The following is an 18,059-nucleotide window of genomic DNA, read 5'->3' as shown; positions in this document are numbered from 1 at the left end:
TCTAAATTAAGGTATCCAAAACAATTTTGTGTTGACATCATCGGTTCCGCCCATTGCTTTGACCGCGGCAGCCCAATTGGTGGGGTTTGCCGTTTGTTCGGTTGGCGGATAGTAGAAGCGCATCGGCAGGTGGGAAGCAGCGCCGAGGGGTGCGCTGATGGCGTCGATGTTGGGTTGTTTCAGGCGCCGGATGAGGGTCCAGGCGTCCCAGCCCCGGTCGGCCATGGCAATCCACTCTTGCCAGGCGATCTTTTGTTTGTAGTCGCCGGTTGCGGTGGTATAGGCCACGGCAGTCTGGGCGAGATAGGTCTGGGCTTGCGTTGTTGTTCCACCCCAGTATTGGATCGAGGCCGTGATGCCGTTGTTATAATGCTGTTCGGCGCTTGCGCCGGTGATGAAACCTCTTTCGGTGGCTTCGGCTAGCAGGAATTCCGTCTCCGCGTAGTCCAGCATATCGGTTGGCCAGGTAGTTCCCGACCATTGGGCCGAGAAGGTCGAAAGGCTGCCGACGGAGTTGCCGCCGCCCGGCACGCCGCCCTTATAGGTGCTGTCGGAGGCCTTTGTAAAATACAATGGGAGACGGGGATCGTTCCAGTTCTTCAGCGTATTGAGCATGAGGTTGGCGGGCACGAAGTCGTGACGGCCGCTGTTGACGAGGGCCTGCCAGACGGGATTGGTATTGCCGGTGGGTGTGGTCTGATAGACGAAGCGGGCATTGTCCGCATTGGAGGTGAAGACCCCGGCGGAAACGGCTTCCTGGACTTTTTTGGAGGCAGTGGCCGGATCGGTATCGGCGAGGACCATGGCCATCTTCAGTTTGAGCGTGGCCGCGAACTTCTTCCAGGCGGCAGTATTTCCCGCGTATATCTGGTCGGACTTGCCCAGGGATGGCGCGCCGGTGTTGATGTTGGCGATGCAGCTATCGAGCCGGGTGAGGAGGTCCATATAGACCGTTTTGGCGTCGTCGTAGGCGGGAAAGGGCACCAGCCGGTTCTCCGCCTTGCTGTAGGGGATATTCCCGTACGTGGACACCAGCAGGTTGTAGGTATACACTTCGAGGATATCGGTAACGATCAGGTCATTGCGCAGCGTTGCGGGGTCTGTAACCGACACGGGGAACAGTGCTTTTGCGTTGCCGAGGTTGTTGAGCACGCTCGTATATAACTGGAGCCACCAGTTGTTGGGCGAGTTATAGGCCGAGAGAACGTAGCGTGCTTCGGTCGTATACGTTGATCCCGTCCAGCTTTGCGCAAACTGGCGGAAGACGTTATAGGAGCCGGACGGCTGTTCGTAGTAGTCGGAGAGGTTTTTCTCGCCGGCGAGGAAGAGGCTGGCAGCCGGAACGGTGGAGGCGGCCTTGTTGTTGGTATTATAGGCGCTAAGATCCTTTTTGCAGGCCGGCAGGGCCAGGAGAACCGGTGCGGCTATTATGAGTAGTTTTTTCATTGTTTGACGTTTTTGGTGGCTTAGAATCTTACGCGAACGTTTGCTCCGAAGGTCCTGAATACGGGATAGGCGCCGGACTGGAAGCCTTGCGAACCATTTTGAGCGGAGTTGCCGCTACCGACGGCGACACCCTGCTCGGGATCGGAGTCGGGCAGGTTTTTGTGAATGATCCACAGATTCTTGCCGGACAGTGAGAATTCCATTCCTTTTACGACACCCATTTTTGCGATCGTTTTTGCGGGTAAGGTATAGGTGATTGCCACTTCACGCAGCTTTACGAAGCTTGCGTCGTAGATGAAGGTCTTTGCCGCCTCGGCGAAAAGCGAGCTATAGAGGTATTTGCCGGTGTTGATATCAGAGCCGTCTGCCAGCTTGGTGTTCGGTTTTCCGTCGGCGGTCAGGCCGGTAAAAAGATAGCCGCCGCCTTGTGCAAGAGGGGCGCGAACGCCGACGTGATTGGAATTGAACCCGGCGGAGTGCGGGGTAAGACCGCCGGAGGCGCCATAGTCCTGGTCCAGTGAATAAACGTCACCACCGTGGCGAATATCTATCAGGAAGCTAAGTGCGAAACTCTTATAGCTAAGGCTGTTGTTGATGCCGCCCAGCCAGTCAGGGTTAATATTTCCGATGTCGGAAAGCTTGTTGGTCGATTTGACCGGCAGCCCGTTGTCATCGATCAGGCGTTTGCCGTTGAGATACTGATAGTCGGTGCCGCGAATGATGCCCACCGATTTACCCACTTCGGCCGCGACCTGTACCGCATTCTGATAGGTGGAGACGACATAGGACGGCTGTCCGGCGTAGAGGGAGATGGCCTTGTTCTTGTTGTGCGACCAGTTGATCGTCATATTCCAGGTGAAGTCGCGGGTCTTTACCGGCACCAGGTTGAGGGTTATTTCCTGGCCGATATTCTGGACGGTACCGCCGTTGACATAGAACGTGGAGTATCCGCTGCTGCTGGATACCGTGATCGGCAGGATCTCGTTGCTTTGTTTGGAGTTGTAGTAGACGAGGGTCAGGCCGATGCGGCTATGGAGGAAGGACAATTCTGCCCCGGCCTCGTAGGTGTGGTTCTGTTCGGGTACGAGAGTGGGGTTGAAGTTGGAAGAAGGGGTCGAGAAGACTGTCTGCCCGTTGAAGGGCGTACCCGCCGTATAGGTATTCTTTGTATAGTATACCGGCGCGTCGCCGCCGACGGCGGCGTAGTTGACCCATACCTTACCATAGTTGAGCACCTGTTGCGCTTCCGGGATGAGCTTCGAGAAGACCCAGTTGGCCGACACCGAAGGATAGTAGAAGGAACTGTTCGCATTAGGCAGGGTGCTGGACTTGTCCCGGCGGAGGGTTCCGTCGAGGGTGATCATGTCCTTATAAGAGAGCGTTGCGCCGGCGAAGATACCATCCACTTCCTTGAGGGAATAAGATTCCGAGGGGGCGTTGGGTGTATTGACGGAGTTGGTCAGGGCAAAGAAGCCGGGAACCACGAGGCCGCCGTTTGTCGAAGCGGAGATACTTTGGTTCACATCCTGCCGGATATTGCCGCCCAACAGGGCCTTGAGGTTGAAGTCCGGGGTAAGGTCTTTGTTAAAGTTGATCAACAGGTCGTAGTTGGTCTCGGTGAAGCTACCGTTGTACCGGCCGTAGCTTGGGGTGCCGTAGCTGCCGACATCGTAGCGAAATTCCTGCATCTGGTTCCAGCTGTCCAGCGATACGCGGGCCAGGACGTTGAGATACGAAGTGGGTTTATAATTGGCGAAGACGTTTCCGGTATACCGGGAGCGGCTGTCCGTCTCGAAATTCTTATAGCGGACCCACCAGGGGTTGTCGTGGAAATTGGGTTTTACCAGGCTGCCTGTGGTGTTTTGCAGATAGCTGGCTGTTTGCCAGTTCCAGGTCACGTTAGTGAGCGTGCGGAAGAAATCGGACTTCAGCGCGTTTAGGTCGGCGTTTGTTTGCCACCATTGCCGGAAGTCGGTCATCGGGTTTATCTGTGTACCGTTGCCGCCGCCATAGCCGTAGGCGTACCGGCCGACAGCTGCCTCATCGGAGTAGTTGATCTGGCCGCCGACCGATAATTTTTCGTTGAGGTTATAGGTAGCGGACATATTCAGCAGGGTCTTGCGCTGGTTGCTATTGGGAAGATAGCCTTTGTCATTGGTACGGGTATAACCGAGACGAAAAGTGCCCTTGTCGTCGCCGCCGTCTGCCGAGACGCTGAGGACATTGGAAAGCGGGGTATTAAAATAGTCGGTAGGCTTGTTGTGAGCGGCGGGCATCCAGGGGGTTGCCTTTCCGTAGTTGGGGTTACCGGGAGAGAAGGCATCCCAGTTATAAACCATGAGATTTTTATCATAGGCGGGTCCGGTGGCCTGATCGACGTCGGTCTGGACGATCTGCACCGGCTGGCCGTTGCTGAATGCAGTTTTCTGCCAGTAGAAATAGGGATTGGCATTGCCGGCGTCGGCGACGCCCTGGCTACCATAGCCCTGGCCGTACTGCAACTGGTAAGAAGGGAGAGTACTTTGATCGGGCGTACCCGTAGTGACGCCGGCATTAACCGTAACGCCGATACCTTTTCTTTTCGATCCCTTTTTTGTTGTAATGAGAATGACCCCATTGCTGCCGCGTGAACCGTACAAGGCGGAGGCCGCAGCGCCTTTCAGGACACTCATCGATTCGATATCATCCGGGTTGATGTCGGAGACGGAGTTGCCGAGATCGTACTGGTTACGGGACTGGTTGGTATTATCATAAGGAACGCCATCCACGACGAAGAGCGCCTGGTTGCTTTGCGTCAGGGATCTTACCCCGCGGAGGATAACGTTGTTGGAACCGCCCATGGTGTTACTCGAGGTAACCTGGAGGCCGGCGACTTTACCGGAAAGGTTGTCCACGAAATTGGAGCTGGGCGTTTTTGTGATCTCGCCGCCGGTGATCTGTTGCGTCGAATAGGGCAGTGAGTTGTGTGAACGCCGGATACCGAGTGCGGTGACCACCACTTCGTTCAGGGTGGTGTTGAGCCGGCCGAGGGTGATGGTGAGATTTTCCCGGTTGCCGATCCTCACCTCCTGCGGCTGGAAGCCGATGTTGGAGATGAGCAGGTCGTCGGTTGGCAGGGCTGAGATATGGAAGGTTCCGTCCTCACCGGTGGTTACCCCGCCGCGTGCGGACCGAAGGCGCACCGTTACATTGGGGATGGGGTTACCGATGGAGTCGACGACTTTGCCGGTGATGGCTCTTTTTTGAGCTTGGACGTTAGTGCATAGCAATAAGGCTATGAAACAGCTTAACACAGCGGTCAGCAGTTTTCTCATGGCAAGTTTTCGTATTAGTTTATAAGATGGATGGCGTCAAATCAAATGTAAGAAGCGCCTTTGCGAGGCGCTTCTTCGTTTTTGATCTATTCTATACGGAAATTACCTGATCTCGAATTCCTGTATCTGTTTAATGTCGGTTGAACTGCTGCCGATGAGGACTTTGAACTTACCGGGTTCCACGCGCCAGACGTTGTCTTTGTCGATGAGCGAGAGGTCGTCGGGGCGGAGGGTGAATTGAACCGTGCGTTTTTCGCCGGGTGCAAGCGTGATGCGTTGAAAGCCGCGAAGCTGCTGTTCATATACGGTGACGCTGCTGACCTCGTCGTTGACATAAAGCTGAACGACCTCGTCGCCTTTTCGGTTGCCCGTGTTAGTTATATCTACGGCAACCGTGATATCGCCCTGGGGGTGTTGGATGAGCGGGGTGACGGTGAGGTTGCTATAGGAGAAGCTGGTGTAGCTGAGGCCGTGGCCGAAGGGATAGATGGGACCGAAGACGCTGGTGTGATTCTCTTTCTTTTTGTCTGTGGGCTGCGAGCCGGGTTTGTAGGGGAAGTTCCATTCGATCTCGCCGGTGGTTTTGGGGAAGGTGACGGTCAGTTTTCCGCCGGGGTTGTTCTCGCCGAAGAGGGTTTCGGCGATGGCCTGGCCGCCGAAGGAATTTGGGAACCAGGCTTCCAGTATCGATGGGATATAGCGGTTGGCCCAGTTGATGGTGAGGGGCTGGCCATTTATCAGCACCAGGACGACGGGCCGGCCGGTGGCCTGCAGTGCCTGCAGCAGTTGTTTCTGCCGGCCGGGAAGATCGAGGCCTGTGCGGGACATCCCCTCTCCTACCCTTTTCTCGTCTTCGCCGAGGACGGCGATGATGACATCGGCGTTGCGCGCTTTTGTAACGGCTTCGTCGATCCCGGCCTGTTCGGTGGTGTTGAGGGGCGTCGGGATGAGTTCGGATTCGGGCCAGGCGCTGTCGACTATCTCGCAGCCTTTTGCATAGTCGATCGTGGCGGCGGTGCCGAGATAGTTGCGAAGGCCTGCTTCGACGGAGATCGGGGAAAGATGAGAGGGGCCATAGCGGCTGATGGCATAGGAAGTCTCTTTTGCCAGCGGGCCGGTGACCAGGATGTGACGGACCTTTTGTTTGTCGAGCGGGAGGAGGTTGTTCTCATTTTTAAGGAGGACGAGTGATTCCCGCGCCATTTTGACCATGAAATCTTTTGTGCGGCCGGGTGCGAGGACCTCGTCGGCTTTCTTAGGGTCTTTTACATAGGGTTGATCGAAGAGGCCGAGCCGGAATTTTACGCGGAGGACGTCGGCGACGCGTTTGTCGAGGGTATGGATGGAGAGATCGCCGTCGCGGACGAGTTGGCGCAGGGGTTCGATAAAGGTCGATGGCGAGGTGAAGTTGGTGCGGACGTCGAGGCCGGCCTCCATTACCTGGCGGACGGCGTCTTTATAGGTGGCGGCCACATGATGTTTTGTAAAGAGGTATTCGACGGCGTCGCTGTCGGAGACGACATAGCCGTCGAAGCCGAATTTCTCGCGGAGGAGTTCGGTGAGGAAGTAATAGCTGCCGGTGATGGGTACGCCGTCCCAGTCGTTGTAGCTGCTCATTACGCCCATGGGATGCGCTTCCTGGATGACCCGGCGGAAGGCATAGAGATAGAGTTGAACCAGTTCGCGGGGGGCGACATGGGGGTCGGTGCGGACGCTGCCGTCGCGGCCGCCTTTTGGAACGCTGTAAACGGCGAAGTGTTTCAGGGTGGATGCCACACCCTGGCTTTGGATGCCCAGGGTCATTTGTTTACCGAGTTCTGCGACGAGGAAGGGGTCTTCTCCATAGCATTCCAGGGTGCGGCCCCAGCGTGGGTCGCGGGCGAGGTCGAGGATGGGGGCATAGACGTTTGTATAGCCGAGGGCTTTTGCTTCGCGGCCGACGATCTCCCCCGCTTCGCGGACCAGGGCGGCGTCCCAGGTGGATCCGATGGCGATGGGTGCGGGCAGGGAGGTAGCCCGGTCGTGGTTGAGGCCGTGGATGCCTTCGTTTGTGAAATCGACGGGGATTCCGAGGCGGGTCTGTTCGACAAACCAGCGTTGGACGGTGTTTATCGCTTCGGCGTGGCGGCTGAAGGGATAGGAAAGAGTTGTTTGAGCCTTGGGGTTACCGACGAGGGAATTGAGATCTTCGTCGATGTTGGCGATGCCGTCTTTCCAGATCTCGTTCTTCCATCCAGGGGTAGGCAGGGAGTCTTTCAATACCCGGCCATAGCCATAGAGTGTGGCGGTCTGGCAAGTCTTTTCTTCGAGTGTCATCTGGCCGAGGAGATCGGCGATGCGGCGGTCGACGGGTTGTGCCGGGTCTTCGAAGATGTCTTTGACGCCGTTCTTGTTGAAGTCGATCCAGGTGTCGTGATAGATCGGGCGGTTCTGAGCCGAGACGATCGAGGCGGCGAGGCAGAAAGAGGCCGAGAGAATAATCGTGCGCATGCGCGAATATATGCCGGAAATGCGTTTTAGGAAAAATAACGCATTTCCAGCAAAGTATGATGTCTGACCTTCGGTCGAACCGCATCCAGCGGTTCCTGTCTTACCACGCTTCGTTCTTTTGATAGGCAAGGATTAAAATAATCCCGCTGATGAGTCCTGAGAGGCCGATGAACTGCTGGCTTTCGATATTCAGGTAGCTGTACATGAACAGCACCTGACCGACGACCAGGAAGAGGGAGAATCCGATGAGGACTAATTTACGGGTATTGCTTTTGGATTTGCCTTTGAGAAAACCGAGAATGGAGATGAGAGAAAAGAAGATGCCCACAAGCGTTGTCATAGTATTTGGATTTTCATAGTAAAGGATATTCCAAGATAAGCAACGCAAGCCCGTCCTGCAATAGGAAATTTGCGGCGAAAGGCACGGAAATCTACTCCCCGGGGAGCAATTCGCCGGGGGAAAGGCCGAGACCGTGGGCAAGGGCGAGTAAAGTGGTGAGCGGCGGGTCCGTTTCACCGGCTTCGATGGCGGCAATCTCCCGGGTGTCGAGGCCGGTGAGAGTGGAGAGCTGGTCCAGGGTGAGGTGCTTCTTCCGGCGGAAGGCGGTCAGGCGGAGGCCGAGTCTGCGGAGGGCATCTTGCTTTTTGTCCATGACTTATGTTGTTATAAGAGTGGCGGTTGGACAGCAAGATGGAATACAGGCAGGAACTCCCTGTCGGGAGGTCTACCTCTAATACGGGCTCAGCCCGATGGTAACCAATGTGATCTGGAGAATCAGATGACTTCCGGCTCGTATTCCAGCAGGATGGCGGGCTGGGCTTCGAGCGCAACGGCCAGTTGCAGGAGGGTAGTAAAGGTGATGTTGATCATCCCCTTTTCGATTTTTGCGATCTTACTATTGTCGATGCTGCAGGCATAGGACATTTCGCGGAGGCTAAGTCCTTTTTCTTTGCGGAGCTTCCTAAGGTTTTCGCCAAACCTTTTCAATACCTTTTTATCGGCTGGTGTTATCATTATTGTTCCTTCTAATGGAGTTCTAAGGTGGAAAGTTTTTTCAAAACCGCTGTGGTCCAAAAAGGCCGCACAAAACTGATTTAATAATTCGTTCATGCACGAACTCCATTATTCCCCCAACCGGGTCGCAACAGGAACCCTTATCCGCCCGGGTAAAAGAGAGCACTCGTTTCGTCATTCCCAAAGATAGGGAGACCGTTACTCATACCAGTCATAAATGTGATTGCCGATGACGTCGACCATGATCGCGCATTTTGGGGAATCGGTTTCCCAGTCCAACCCTTTTCTGCGGACCAGGCCATAGTAGACATTGTTGAGGAATACCTGAAAGGAAATGGGAATGCGGTGTTGAAGACCGGTTTGGAGGGGTTGGATCAATCCGCTGTAGCGTTTGCCGTCGTAGTTAAACTGGATGGGAAATGTATTGAACATAAAATAGGTTTTTTCTAACCTATTCCAGTGAATAAATCGTGCCAAATATCCTGTGGCCGGCGGGCTGTGCGAAGCGCGCGTCAGCGGATCTGCGGGAAGGTCATTCCGGTGATCTTCCGATAGAGATCGACGGCATAAAGGTCGGTCATTCCGGCAATGAAGTCGACGACGGATTGGATATCGTGGTAGAGGCGATCGGAGGTGCGGGCGATGACGAACTGTTTGGAGATAAGCTGGAGCAGTTTCTCCGATTTGACGTTGCGGGGATCGAGGATGGCGCCAAAGAACTCTTCCAGCATTCCGCCGATGACATTGTAGCCGGCGATCTCGATCTCGACGACGGAGCGGTGGTTGTAGATATGCTGGATGGAGAAGGCGTCGATCTCTTTTAGCAGGGCCAGTTCCCGGGGCGGCAGGTAATCGATGAGGGATTTGGTCAGGGTGCCGGCCAGGAGTTCGGCTTCTTTCTCCATAAAGGTGTCCCGAACGCGGAAAATGAGCAGGTTGATCAGTTTTGCCCGGAGGAACTGTACTTTTTGATTGTCATCGTTTATCTCCTGGAAGATCTTCTCTACCCTATCGCGGGCGTCGTAGCCGGTTTCTTCGTCGAAGAAGGACAGGAAGAGATTGGCGATGGTGTCGATCGAGATAATATTGAGCCGGTGGGCGTCTTCGAAATCGATGATCCGGTAGCAGATGTCATCTGCTGCTTCGACGAGATAGACGAAGGGGTGACGGGCGAAGACATTCTTTGCCGGATCGGGTTGGGGGATGCCGAGTTCCGTGGCGATGGTGCGCCAGGTTTCGATCTCCGAGTCGAAGAAGCCGGATTTCTTGGTGGCCAGCTGTTGTTTGTTGAAGCCGTTGAGCGAGTCGGACGGGTATTTGACGATGGAGGCCAGGGTTGCGTAGGTGAGGCGAAAGCCACCCGTGGAGGGTTCGTTGAAATGATGGGTGAGGGTGCGGAAGGCGTTTGCATTCCCTTCGAAGTAAAGAAAATCCCGTTGTTGGTTCTCCTTCAGGGTCTCGAAGCGGCCTTTTGCCTCTCCTTCCAGTCTGCGGAAGAAATTACGGATGGCATCTTCGCCGGAATGGCCGAAAGGCGGATTGCCGATATCGTGTGCCAGGCAGGCGGCGGCGATGACGGAGGGAAGTTCGTATTTGTAGAACTCCCGGAAGCTCTCACCCTCGCCGGCGTGTCTTTCGGCGATGGCGTCGCCGACGGCTTTGCCGAGGGAGCGGCCGACGGAGGCTACTTCGAGACTATGGGTAAGGCGGTTGTGGACAAATACGGGGCCGGGAAGCGGGAATACCTGGGTCTTGTTCTGGAGGCGCCGGAAGGCGGAGGAGAAGATGATCCGATCGTAATCCCGGAGAAAAGAGGTTCGGAGGCTGGCGTCGCTGACCCGGGTTTCGCCCGGGGCAGCAGGATTGGCTGCCGACCGGCCGGAGGAGCCGGTGCGGAGGGGAGAGTATAATTGTTGCCAGTTCATTATTTGTAACCTACGGTGTTGGCGAGCGTGCCGATATGATCGATGGTGATCTCCACTTTATCGCCTTTGGCGAGGGTGAATTCATTGTCCGGGACGAGACAGGTGCCGGTCATCAAAAAACAGCCTTCCGGGAAGTCCATGTCCCGATAGAGCCAGGAGGCCAGTTCGGGAAGCTTTCTTTTTATCTGGCTGATGGCGACCTCGCCGGAATAGACATCCTTGCCGTTGCGCCGGATGACCATGCTGATCTGCGTGGTCGGGGGAAGCGGTGCGGCGGGGACATACAGACAGGGGCCGAGTGCGGCGCTGCGCTGATATACCTTCGCCTGGGGCAGGTAGAGGGGGTTTTCCCCTTCTATGCTGCGGGAACTCATATCGTTGCCGATGGTATAGCCCTGGATACTGCCTTTCGAGTTGATGAACAGGGTCAGTTCGGGTTCGGGGACGTTCCAGGTGGAGTCGTGGCGGATATATACTTCTTCGCCCTGTGCGGCGACGCGGTGGGGCTGGGCCTTGAAGAAAAGTTCGGGGCGTTCGGCTTCATATACCTTATCATAGAAGGAGGCGCCGCCGGATCCTTTGGATTCTTCCATGCGGGCATCGCGGCTGCGGAGATAGGTGACCCCGGCGGCCCAGACCTCCTGGGTGCCGATGGGCGCCAGGAGCTGGCTGTTGAGCAGGGCGTCGGCTTCCGTGGGCGAAAGCAGGTCTGCCTGGCGCTGCAGCGATTGGAGGTGATCATGAAGCTGGTCGCGGTTTATCAGCTGATCCCAGGGTTGGGTGATCAGCCAGGAATTTTTATCCTGTTGAAGCAGGCTGCCTTTTCTTATGCGATAGAGTTTCATGGGCCAAATATAGACAATTCCCGATGGCACCACTCCAAAGATTAAGCGATTTTTAATCCCATACACTTGCAGAATTCATTGGATTTGTGTACTTTATTGCACCTTGAAAGACAACCGCGCTTACCAAACCCAACCATGAATCATCCTAAAACCACGAAACCGGGAAGAGTATCTTTTTCTCTTCCGGCCCTTTCCATTCGCCAACAGCTGCCCTTGCTGATCTGTTTGCTATTGGTCGTTCTGATCGCGTTGTTCGGGACCATCTCCTATCTGGGTGTCCGCAGGGCATCGATGGCGATTGGTGAACAGCGGTTGCGATCACTTACCGAGCAGCTTTCCTCGTTGTTCGAGCAATCCGGGCACAGCCTGGCGGCCGGCACGCATGCGCTGGCAAAACAAGAAGATATCGTCAATTATTTTACGGGGGATAAGCCTACCGAATTGTCTTCGGGCAGGGCTCGGGAGGCGCTGACAAAAATGCTGGCCGACTCCCAGACCGTCCGGGCAGACCTGCGGGATCTGGAGGGCAGGTTGCTGCTGGAAGCAGGAAGGGGCACAGCGCCGGGTAACGGGCATGGCCTTGGCAGCAGTGCAGAGACGGAGCGGCGATGGGTCGAGCCGGATGTCGCCAGGGAGTTTGGCAATGGCGCCCGGGACAGCAATTTTGTAGGACGGCTTTACTTTTCCGGCGACAGCATGTTCTACCCGATTGTTGCGCGGGTAAGCCGGGGAGATCAACCGCAAGGCTATCTTCTCCGATGGCGTCCGGTGCGGGCGACGCAGAAATCCATCGCCCAGTTGTCCCAGCTGTTGGGTGCGAAGGCGACGCTATACTTCGGCAATGCCGATGGGTCTTTGTGGACCGACCTGCTAAAGCGTGTGGACAATCATTCTCCTGCCGCGCATGATCTGCGGAAGACGGTGCATTATACCAGCCAGAACGGGAAGGTCATTGCTTATTCCATGCCGATACCGGGCACCCGCTGGGTGATCATGGTCGAGCTTTCGGAGGATCTGATCCTGGAGGCGGCCAATCGCTTTTTGTACTGGATGATCGGCATCGGGGTTGTGCTGGTGATCACCGGCAGCCTGGTGGCCTGGCTGATCAGCCGGAATGTAACCCGCCGACTGGACAGGCTTATGCGGGCTACGACGGTCATCGCGGATGGAGATTATTCTTCGCGTGTCCCTGTCGACCGGCAGGACGAGATCGGCAAACTCGCGGTATCCTTCAATGCCATGATCACACAGGTACGTCATACCCAGGAAGACCTGGAGGAAAAGGTGCAACGCAGAACGCAGGAACTCGAAGCCGTCAACAAGGAGCTGGAGGCTTTTTCTTATTCCGTCTCCCATGACCTGCGTGCGCCGCTGAGAGCGGTCAGCGGGTATACCATGATGCTGAAAGAAGACTATGAACATAGTTTTGATGACGAGGCGCGGCGGATCACCGGCAATATCCTGTCCAACGTGAAGATGATGGGAAGACTTATCGACGACCTGATCGAGTTTTCCCGGTTGGGCAAGCGCGATGTCCGCAAACAGGTAACCGATATGAAAGACCTGGCGGAGGTCTGTGTCGCCGAGCTTGCGCCGGCGTGGCCGGAGGGAAAATTCCAGATCGATATCGGAACATTGCCGTCCTGTATGGGCGACGGCGACCTGCTGAAGCAGGTGTGGTTGAATCTTATCAGCAATGCGATGAAGTATTCCTCGCGCCAGGAGGAGGCGTGCATCGCCATCGGCGCCATGGAGCATGCGGCGGGAACGGCCTATTTCGTCCGGGACAACGGTGCGGGGTTCGATATGCGGTATGCGGACAAACTTTTCAAAGTTTTCCAGCGGCTTCACAGCCAGGAGGAATTCGAGGGGACGGGAGTGGGGTTGGCGCTTGTGAAACGAATCGTGGATAAGCACCGGGGAGAGATCTGGTCTGAATCCTCGCCGGGTAACGGGGCCGTTTTCTATTTCAGGATACCGGCGTGACCGGAAACCGGCCTGATCCAATGAACCATCAACCATAACGATATGCTCAACCATGTAGAAGTACTGCTTGTAGAAGACAATGTTCATGATGCGGAAATGACGATCCGGGCATTGAAGAAAGTGAATCTCGCCAATAACCTGGTCCATGTGAAGGACGGAGAGGAGGCGCTGGAATTTATTTATGCGCGGGGGAGGTTTGCCGACCGGCCCTCCGGTCATCTGCCGAAGGTGATCCTGCTGGACATCAAGATGCCCAAAGTGGATGGCATCGAAGTGTTGAAGCAGCTGAAAGCGGGAGAGATCAGCAAATCCATTCCCGTGGTGATCATGACCTCTTCCAAAGAAGAGCAGGATATCATCAGCAGCTATGAGTTGGGAGTGAACAGTTATGTCGTGAAGCCCGTGGACTTCGAAGGATTTGCGCGGGCCGTAAGCCAACTGGGCATGTACTGGCTGTTGACCAACCAGGCGCCGCTGGCTCAAAAAAAAGAATAAAATGCATCTCTATATGACACGACCCTTAAAGATACTTCACCTCGAGGACCTTGCTTCCGACGCGGAACTGGTGGACCGCGTCCTGCGGAAAGCAAAATTCGATTTTGAAAAGAAAGTGGTGATCGACCGACCTGAATTCATCCGGGCCCTGCGTGAGTTCAAGCCGGATATTATCCTCTCCGACCATTCGCTTCCGGCCTTCAATTCCCTGGAAGCGCTGCGGATCACGAAGGAGGAGGGTATTCATGCGCCGGTGATCCTTGTGACGGCCACCGTATCGGAAGAGTATGCGGTCAACGTCATGCAGGAGGGGGCCAGCGACTATATCTTAAAGGACCGGCTGGAGCGGCTGCCCAATGCCGTCCAGAATGCCCTGGACAAACTGCGGATGGAAGAGGCACGCCGGCATGCCGATGAGGCCCTGCGATCCTCCGAGCAGCGATATAAGCTGCTGTTCGAAGCCAACCCCATGCCCATGTGGATGTTCTCCCGGCAAACGATGCGGATCATCGATGTGAACGAGGCGGCCATAGAGCATTACGGCTATGCCCGGGAGGAGTTTCTCACGCTGCCGGCGGAAAGCCTTTGGAACCGGGGCAGCGCGGGGATGTACCGAAGCGGGATCTGGAAGCAGCAAAAGAAGAACGGATCGATCATCGACGTGGAGATCATCGCGCACGAGCTGGTGCATGACAACGAGCCCGTGATCCTCGTACTGGCCATCGACATCACCGAGAAGTTGCGGGCGCAGGCGGACCTTGCACGGCAGGCGGACATTCAACGGAAGTTGATCACTCAAACCAGCATACAGGTACAGGAACGGGAACGGGAGCAGATCGGCAAGGAGTTGCACGACAATATCAATCAGATCCTGGCGGCAACCCGGATGCATCTGGACCTTGCCATCCAGGAGAGCTCCGAGGAGCCCGTGACGGAGATCCTGTTGGGCAGCTATAAGAACCTCAGTTGCGCCATGGAGGAGATCCGGCAGCTTTCGCAGTCGCTTGTCGCCCCTTCGCTGGGCGGGGTGAGCCTGGACAGGGCATTGGCCAAGCTGATCGAAGAGATGCCGGCCGCTTCATCGCTGCACGTCAGCCTGGACACTTCGGGGTATGCGAGCGATATCGACGACGAAGAATTGAAACTCACCTGTTACCGGATCGTACAGGTGCAATTGAGCAATATCATCAAACATTCACGGGCCAAAAGCGCGGCCATCCGGCTCGGGAAAACCGGCGGTCTGGAGTTGACCATCGTCGACGACGGCATCGGCTTTCAACCCGGTGCAAAGACTACGGGTATCGGGCTGCGCAATATCCGGAACCGGGTGAGCTATTATAATGGTGACGTCACGGTCGAGTCCAAACCGGGCAGCGGGTGCACGCTTACCGTTACGATCCCGGTCGTGAACAGCAAAATGCGATGACCGTTCGGATCAGCGGATAATGAGCAGCCAGCCTTTCCCTTTTTCCATTGGGATGGGATCGCCGGGTGCGAATTTTTTTGCCGGCTGGAAGTTTGCGATCGCCGGAGCTTCGATCGTGGCATGGGCCTTGTCGATGCCCAGCTTTTGCCAGTCGATATTCAGCGTGACCGTAGTATCTTTCTTTTCCCAGGATGCGATGGCGATCATCGCGGCACCGGGCTTTTTGTATACCGTCGCGGGGATCTCCGAGTTACCGGTGGTCACCGGGCATTCAGGGCTCCAGTAGCCCACCATCTTTGTCCCTTGCATCCCGAAATCGTCCCAGGCCTTCCAGATGGGCCGGGGGTCGGCGTTATCGGACCAGGGCATGCGGTTGGTCATCCCAAAGACCGTTCCCCGCCAGGGGTTACCACCGCCCTGGAGCATCTCCCCCATCAGACCGAAGGGGATGCCGCTTACCTCGATGAGGAAGAAATCGGGTGGGTTGTTCTCATAGTCGAAGTACTCCCCAAACCAAAGGCGATCGAGATAAGGGAAATGTTCCATGTAGAGATTGGCGCTGTTGTTGAACCCGTCACGCGGGTTATACTGGTTGGCGGAGTGGAGATCGATGATGCCCGGGTGGCCGTCCCGGGTGAGGACGCGTTTTATCCGTTTCATGGTGATCCTATCGAATGCGACGTCATCCAGATAGATGCCGTCGATGCCGACGTTTTGGGTAAGCCAGTTCATGCCTTCGACATAATAGTTGTGCCAGCGGCTCATGCCGCTGTTTACGATGGCGGCGTCTTTTATCTCCGGTACGAACCAGGCGGGGATATAATCCTCGTGCAGATGTTCCTGCAGCCAGGAGAAACCCTTGCCGGGGCCCGGGGAGTAGATCTCGTGGCCGAGGCTGCGAAGGGCGAAGGTTTCGCAGGCGTGGTCAGAGAGTTCGCGGATGGTGTTATAGATCTTCACTTTGAGCCCGCGTTGGTGGGCGGAATCGATATAGGCTTTTAGCTTTTTTGCTTCGATGAAGGGATAGTTGATCCAGGGGTTGATGGGAGTCGCGTGATGGATATTGACGACGGTGGCGCCGGTAGCTTTTATGCTGTCGAGGTTGGCATATTTATGATAAAAGCGGGTAGCCCACTGGAAGTCGGTGTTGAGGGGATGGAAGGGGGTGATCAGGAGATTGAAATTATAATAGAGGGTATCGCCTTTTTTTAGCCGGCGCTGGCCGCTGTAGTTATTGGCCAGCATCGACTTGCCTTTGATGCCGATATCGATCCCGCCTTTTTCGCCGTTGGCCCAGGAGGTTGGGGCGATGAGGGGCTTTTGCAGGTAGAAGTTGGTGTTCAGCGGCCGGACATAGTGTTCGTCGCGGAGGGAATATTGCAGCCCGCCGTTGACTGCGCCGATCCAGGCTCCGTCCTGGTTCTTGTGAGCGACATCCCATTTCCAGTGGTACATGCTATCGGGGCGACGGCCGCCTTTTTGTCCCAGGCCCATCAGGTAGGTGGCCATGGTTTTTTCGAAGGGGATATGCATGACGATATCCTTCAGATCGATATCCTGTAAGGCGGTAACTTTTACGGTATAAGACAGGAAACCGTCGAATTCGAGGGTGGCGCTGACGTCCATGCGAAGATCGCTCTCCGCCAGCGTTGTGGCCTGCCAGCGGATGGTACCGGGGCTTTTTTGCGTGAATTGCAGCCCCTGGGCTTTTAGGCGGATGTCTTTTCCGTCGGACTGTTTTGTAAAATGGAAGTGAATATTTTCGGCGAGGAGATTGTGAGGGGTAGTCGTGATCCCGGTGATCTCCGGGGTGAAGAAAGTCTGGATCTGCTGGGGGAATCCCTGCGGGCTGAGCAGGATATTCCGGCCGAGGAAACCGATCAGGGTGTCGCCGCTGACGGTGAGCGGGGTATAGGGGGCGATGACTGTGTTCTCCTGTGCGAGGGTGGAGTTGAGCCATTTGAGGTGGGTCATCTTTGCCGGGTTGTCTACGGCGATGCTATTGGTGATGACGAGACCCAGGCGGATGGTTTGCGATGGGGTATTCTTTGCTTTTACGGTGACGGTGATCGGATAGGTTCCCGGGGTAGCTTTTTCGGGGATATCGATTCCGCACCAGAGCGGTTGGATATGGTCTTTTGTTTCGTCGAGTTGTTTTGTGAAGGGATGGCCGTCGTAGGAGACACCCGTGGTATTGATACAGGTGGTGGTGAAGGGGGATTTAAAACTGAGTTGGATGTCTTCGAGATCTTTTAGCGCGAAGACGCCTATCTGGAAGGCGTAGTATTCGCCTTTGCCGGCGGTGAGGGTCAGCGGTCTGGCGGGGCCTTCTTTTATCCAGCGAAGCGGGAGATCGTTTTCCATGCGGATGGGATGCTCGCGGTCTTCGGTGAAGAGGAGGAAGGGTTTGCCGGGATATTTTGCTTTTAGGGCCGTCGTTTCTGCGGCGGTCGCGATCACTTCCATCGGGTAGAAACTGTTGAAACTGTCGATGGACTGGAAGCCGGTGACGGCGCCATTCAGCTTTATTGCGGCGTTGAGAGAAGCGAGGGTATCCGGCTTTTGATAGACACCCCTCGGGTAATTGCTGCGGCCTTCGTTACGGTAGGGCAGGTAATAGATATAGTAGACTCCTTTGCCGGAAGCGGGTTTGAAAAAGACCTCTCCTCTTTCGCGGTCGAGTTCACCGGTGGAAGAGGGAACGCGGGCCCCTGTTTTAGCGTCCACCACGATGATCCGGTGGACGAAGGGGTCGGCGACCGGAAGGCGCCAGAGTATCCGTACATGGGCGATGCCGCCGGGATCGTCGAAGCGGATGATGGCGCGGTGGTTGCCGAGGGAGTCGGGATTCCAGCATTTTGGGCAGGAGGAGTAGGAAGGTTGCTGGGTTCGACCGATGAGCGAGACGGCCAGCAGGATCAGCAGAATGCGCAGCTTTTGCATGAGCCGAAGGTAAGGGATGAAAATGATTTTTGTTAACTTGACGGTCTATGGCGAATAACAGGGTAATTTTTTATATCCATAATCGGGTGCATCTGCTGGACCTCGCGGGTGCGGTGCAGGCATTTTATGAGGCCGGGGAGTTTGGCCAGTCCTATGAGATATTTTATGTGGGGG

At 55.8% G+C, this 18,059-nt stretch carries 13 protein-coding genes; 3 read left to right on the top strand and 10 right to left on the bottom strand.

Annotation, left to right across the window (positions count from 1 at the left end):
- Window positions 1-6: 6 nt before the first annotated feature.
- From VGM48_RS18955 to VGM48_RS18915, 9 genes are all read right to left on the bottom strand, one after another.
- On the bottom strand, window positions 7-1,446 hold the full coding sequence (locus VGM48_RS18955; RefSeq protein WP_331581999.1) for a SusD/RagB family nutrient-binding outer membrane lipoprotein: 1,440 nt from the start codon (window positions 1,444-1,446) through the stop codon (window positions 7-9).
- Window positions 1,447-1,466: 20 nt separating this feature from the next.
- Entirely contained in the window at window positions 1,467-4,760 is a 3,294-nt protein-coding gene (locus VGM48_RS18950) for a SusC/RagA family TonB-linked outer membrane protein (protein WP_331581998.1), read from the bottom strand.
- Window positions 4,761-4,862: 102 nt separating this feature from the next.
- Window positions 4,863-7,250: a glycoside hydrolase family 3 N-terminal domain-containing protein gene (locus VGM48_RS18945; RefSeq protein WP_331581997.1), complete on the bottom strand. Its 2,388-nt coding sequence runs from the start codon at window positions 7,248-7,250 to the stop codon at window positions 4,863-4,865.
- A 100-nt stretch (window positions 7,251-7,350) separates the two neighbouring features.
- Window positions 7,351-7,590, bottom strand: coding sequence for a hypothetical protein (locus tag VGM48_RS18940; RefSeq protein ID WP_331581996.1), 240 nt, complete (start codon window positions 7,588-7,590; stop codon window positions 7,351-7,353).
- A gap of 91 nt (window positions 7,591-7,681) precedes the next feature.
- Entirely contained in the window at window positions 7,682-7,903 is a 222-nt protein-coding gene (locus VGM48_RS18935; protein ID WP_331581995.1) for a helix-turn-helix transcriptional regulator, read from the bottom strand.
- 122 nt (window positions 7,904-8,025) lie between these two features.
- The gene (locus VGM48_RS18930) at window positions 8,026-8,265 is read right to left on the bottom strand and encodes a helix-turn-helix transcriptional regulator (RefSeq protein ID WP_331581994.1); all 240 of its coding nucleotides are present in this window, start codon (window positions 8,263-8,265) and stop codon (window positions 8,026-8,028) included.
- 198 nt (window positions 8,266-8,463) lie between these two features.
- On the bottom strand, window positions 8,464-8,697 hold the full coding sequence (locus VGM48_RS18925) for a hypothetical protein (protein ID WP_331581993.1): 234 nt from the start codon (window positions 8,695-8,697) through the stop codon (window positions 8,464-8,466).
- Window positions 8,698-8,777: 80 nt separating this feature from the next.
- The gene (locus tag VGM48_RS18920) at window positions 8,778-10,190 is read right to left on the bottom strand and encodes a deoxyguanosinetriphosphate triphosphohydrolase (RefSeq protein WP_331581992.1); all 1,413 of its coding nucleotides are present in this window, start codon (window positions 10,188-10,190) and stop codon (window positions 8,778-8,780) included.
- Window positions 10,190-11,035 carry a fumarylacetoacetate hydrolase family protein gene (locus tag VGM48_RS18915; protein WP_331581991.1) on the bottom strand — a complete coding sequence of 282 codons (846 nt, stop codon included), beginning with the start codon at window positions 11,033-11,035 and terminating at the stop codon, window positions 10,190-10,192. The genes VGM48_RS18920 and VGM48_RS18915 overlap by 1 nt, the downstream gene beginning before the upstream one ends.
- A gap of 135 nt (window positions 11,036-11,170) precedes the next feature.
- Between VGM48_RS18915 and VGM48_RS18910 the strand changes: the two genes are divergently transcribed.
- The 3 genes from VGM48_RS18910 to VGM48_RS18900 are packed head-to-tail and all read left to right on the top strand — an operon-like array spanning window position 11,171 to window position 14,942.
- Complete coding sequence (locus tag VGM48_RS18910) at window positions 11,171-13,021, top strand: sensor histidine kinase (protein WP_331581990.1); 1,851 nt, start codon at window positions 11,171-11,173, stop codon at window positions 13,019-13,021.
- A gap of 42 nt (window positions 13,022-13,063) precedes the next feature.
- The gene (locus tag VGM48_RS18905; protein WP_331581989.1) at window positions 13,064-13,516 is read left to right on the top strand and encodes a response regulator; all 453 of its coding nucleotides are present in this window, start codon (window positions 13,064-13,066) and stop codon (window positions 13,514-13,516) included.
- 13 nt (window positions 13,517-13,529) lie between these two features.
- Window positions 13,530-14,942, top strand: coding sequence for a hybrid sensor histidine kinase/response regulator (locus VGM48_RS18900; RefSeq protein WP_331581988.1), 1,413 nt, complete (start codon window positions 13,530-13,532; stop codon window positions 14,940-14,942).
- A 9-nt stretch (window positions 14,943-14,951) separates the two neighbouring features.
- On the opposite strand, the gene VGM48_RS18895 is transcribed toward VGM48_RS18900, so the two are convergent.
- The gene (locus VGM48_RS18895) at window positions 14,952-17,885 is read right to left on the bottom strand and encodes a glycoside hydrolase domain-containing protein (protein ID WP_331581987.1); all 2,934 of its coding nucleotides are present in this window, start codon (window positions 17,883-17,885) and stop codon (window positions 14,952-14,954) included.
- Window positions 17,886-18,059: the final 174 nt, after the last annotated feature.

The sequence above is a fragment of the Puia sp. genome (assembly GCF_036500295.1).
GTDB lineage: Bacteria > Bacteroidota > Bacteroidia > Chitinophagales > Chitinophagaceae > Puia.
Note: the sequence above shows the minus strand (reverse complement) of the source record. Positions and strands in the feature narration are given on the sequence as shown.

Coding starts and splice junctions, on each gene's coding strand:
- VGM48_RS18900 (WP_331581988.1), top strand. CDS start 13,530: ATGACACGACCCTTAAAGATACTTCACCTCGAGGACCTTGCTTCCGAC.
- VGM48_RS18945 (WP_331581997.1), bottom strand. CDS start 7,250: ATGCGCACGATTATTCTCTCGGCCTCTTTCTGCCTCGCCGCCTCGATC.
- VGM48_RS18925 (WP_331581993.1), bottom strand. CDS start 8,697: ATGTTCAATACATTTCCCATCCAGTTTAACTACGACGGCAAACGCTAC.
- VGM48_RS18935 (WP_331581995.1), bottom strand. CDS start 7,903: ATGGACAAAAAGCAAGATGCCCTCCGCAGACTCGGCCTCCGCCTGACC.
- VGM48_RS18955 (WP_331581999.1), bottom strand. CDS start 1,446: ATGAAAAAACTACTCATAATAGCCGCACCGGTTCTCCTGGCCCTGCCG.
- VGM48_RS18915 (WP_331581991.1), bottom strand. CDS start 11,035: ATGAAACTCTATCGCATAAGAAAAGGCAGCCTGCTTCAACAGGATAAA.
- VGM48_RS18950 (WP_331581998.1), bottom strand. CDS start 4,760: ATGAGAAAACTGCTGACCGCTGTGTTAAGCTGTTTCATAGCCTTATTG.
- VGM48_RS18940 (WP_331581996.1), bottom strand. CDS start 7,590: ATGACAACGCTTGTGGGCATCTTCTTTTCTCTCATCTCCATTCTCGGT.
- VGM48_RS18930 (WP_331581994.1), bottom strand. CDS start 8,265: ATGATAACACCAGCCGATAAAAAGGTATTGAAAAGGTTTGGCGAAAAC.
- VGM48_RS18905 (WP_331581989.1), top strand. CDS start 13,064: ATGCTCAACCATGTAGAAGTACTGCTTGTAGAAGACAATGTTCATGAT.
- VGM48_RS18920 (WP_331581992.1), bottom strand. CDS start 10,190: ATGAACTGGCAACAATTATACTCTCCCCTCCGCACCGGCTCCTCCGGC.
- VGM48_RS18910 (WP_331581990.1), top strand. CDS start 11,171: ATGAATCATCCTAAAACCACGAAACCGGGAAGAGTATCTTTTTCTCTT.
- VGM48_RS18895 (WP_331581987.1), bottom strand. CDS start 17,885: ATGCAAAAGCTGCGCATTCTGCTGATCCTGCTGGCCGTCTCGCTCATC.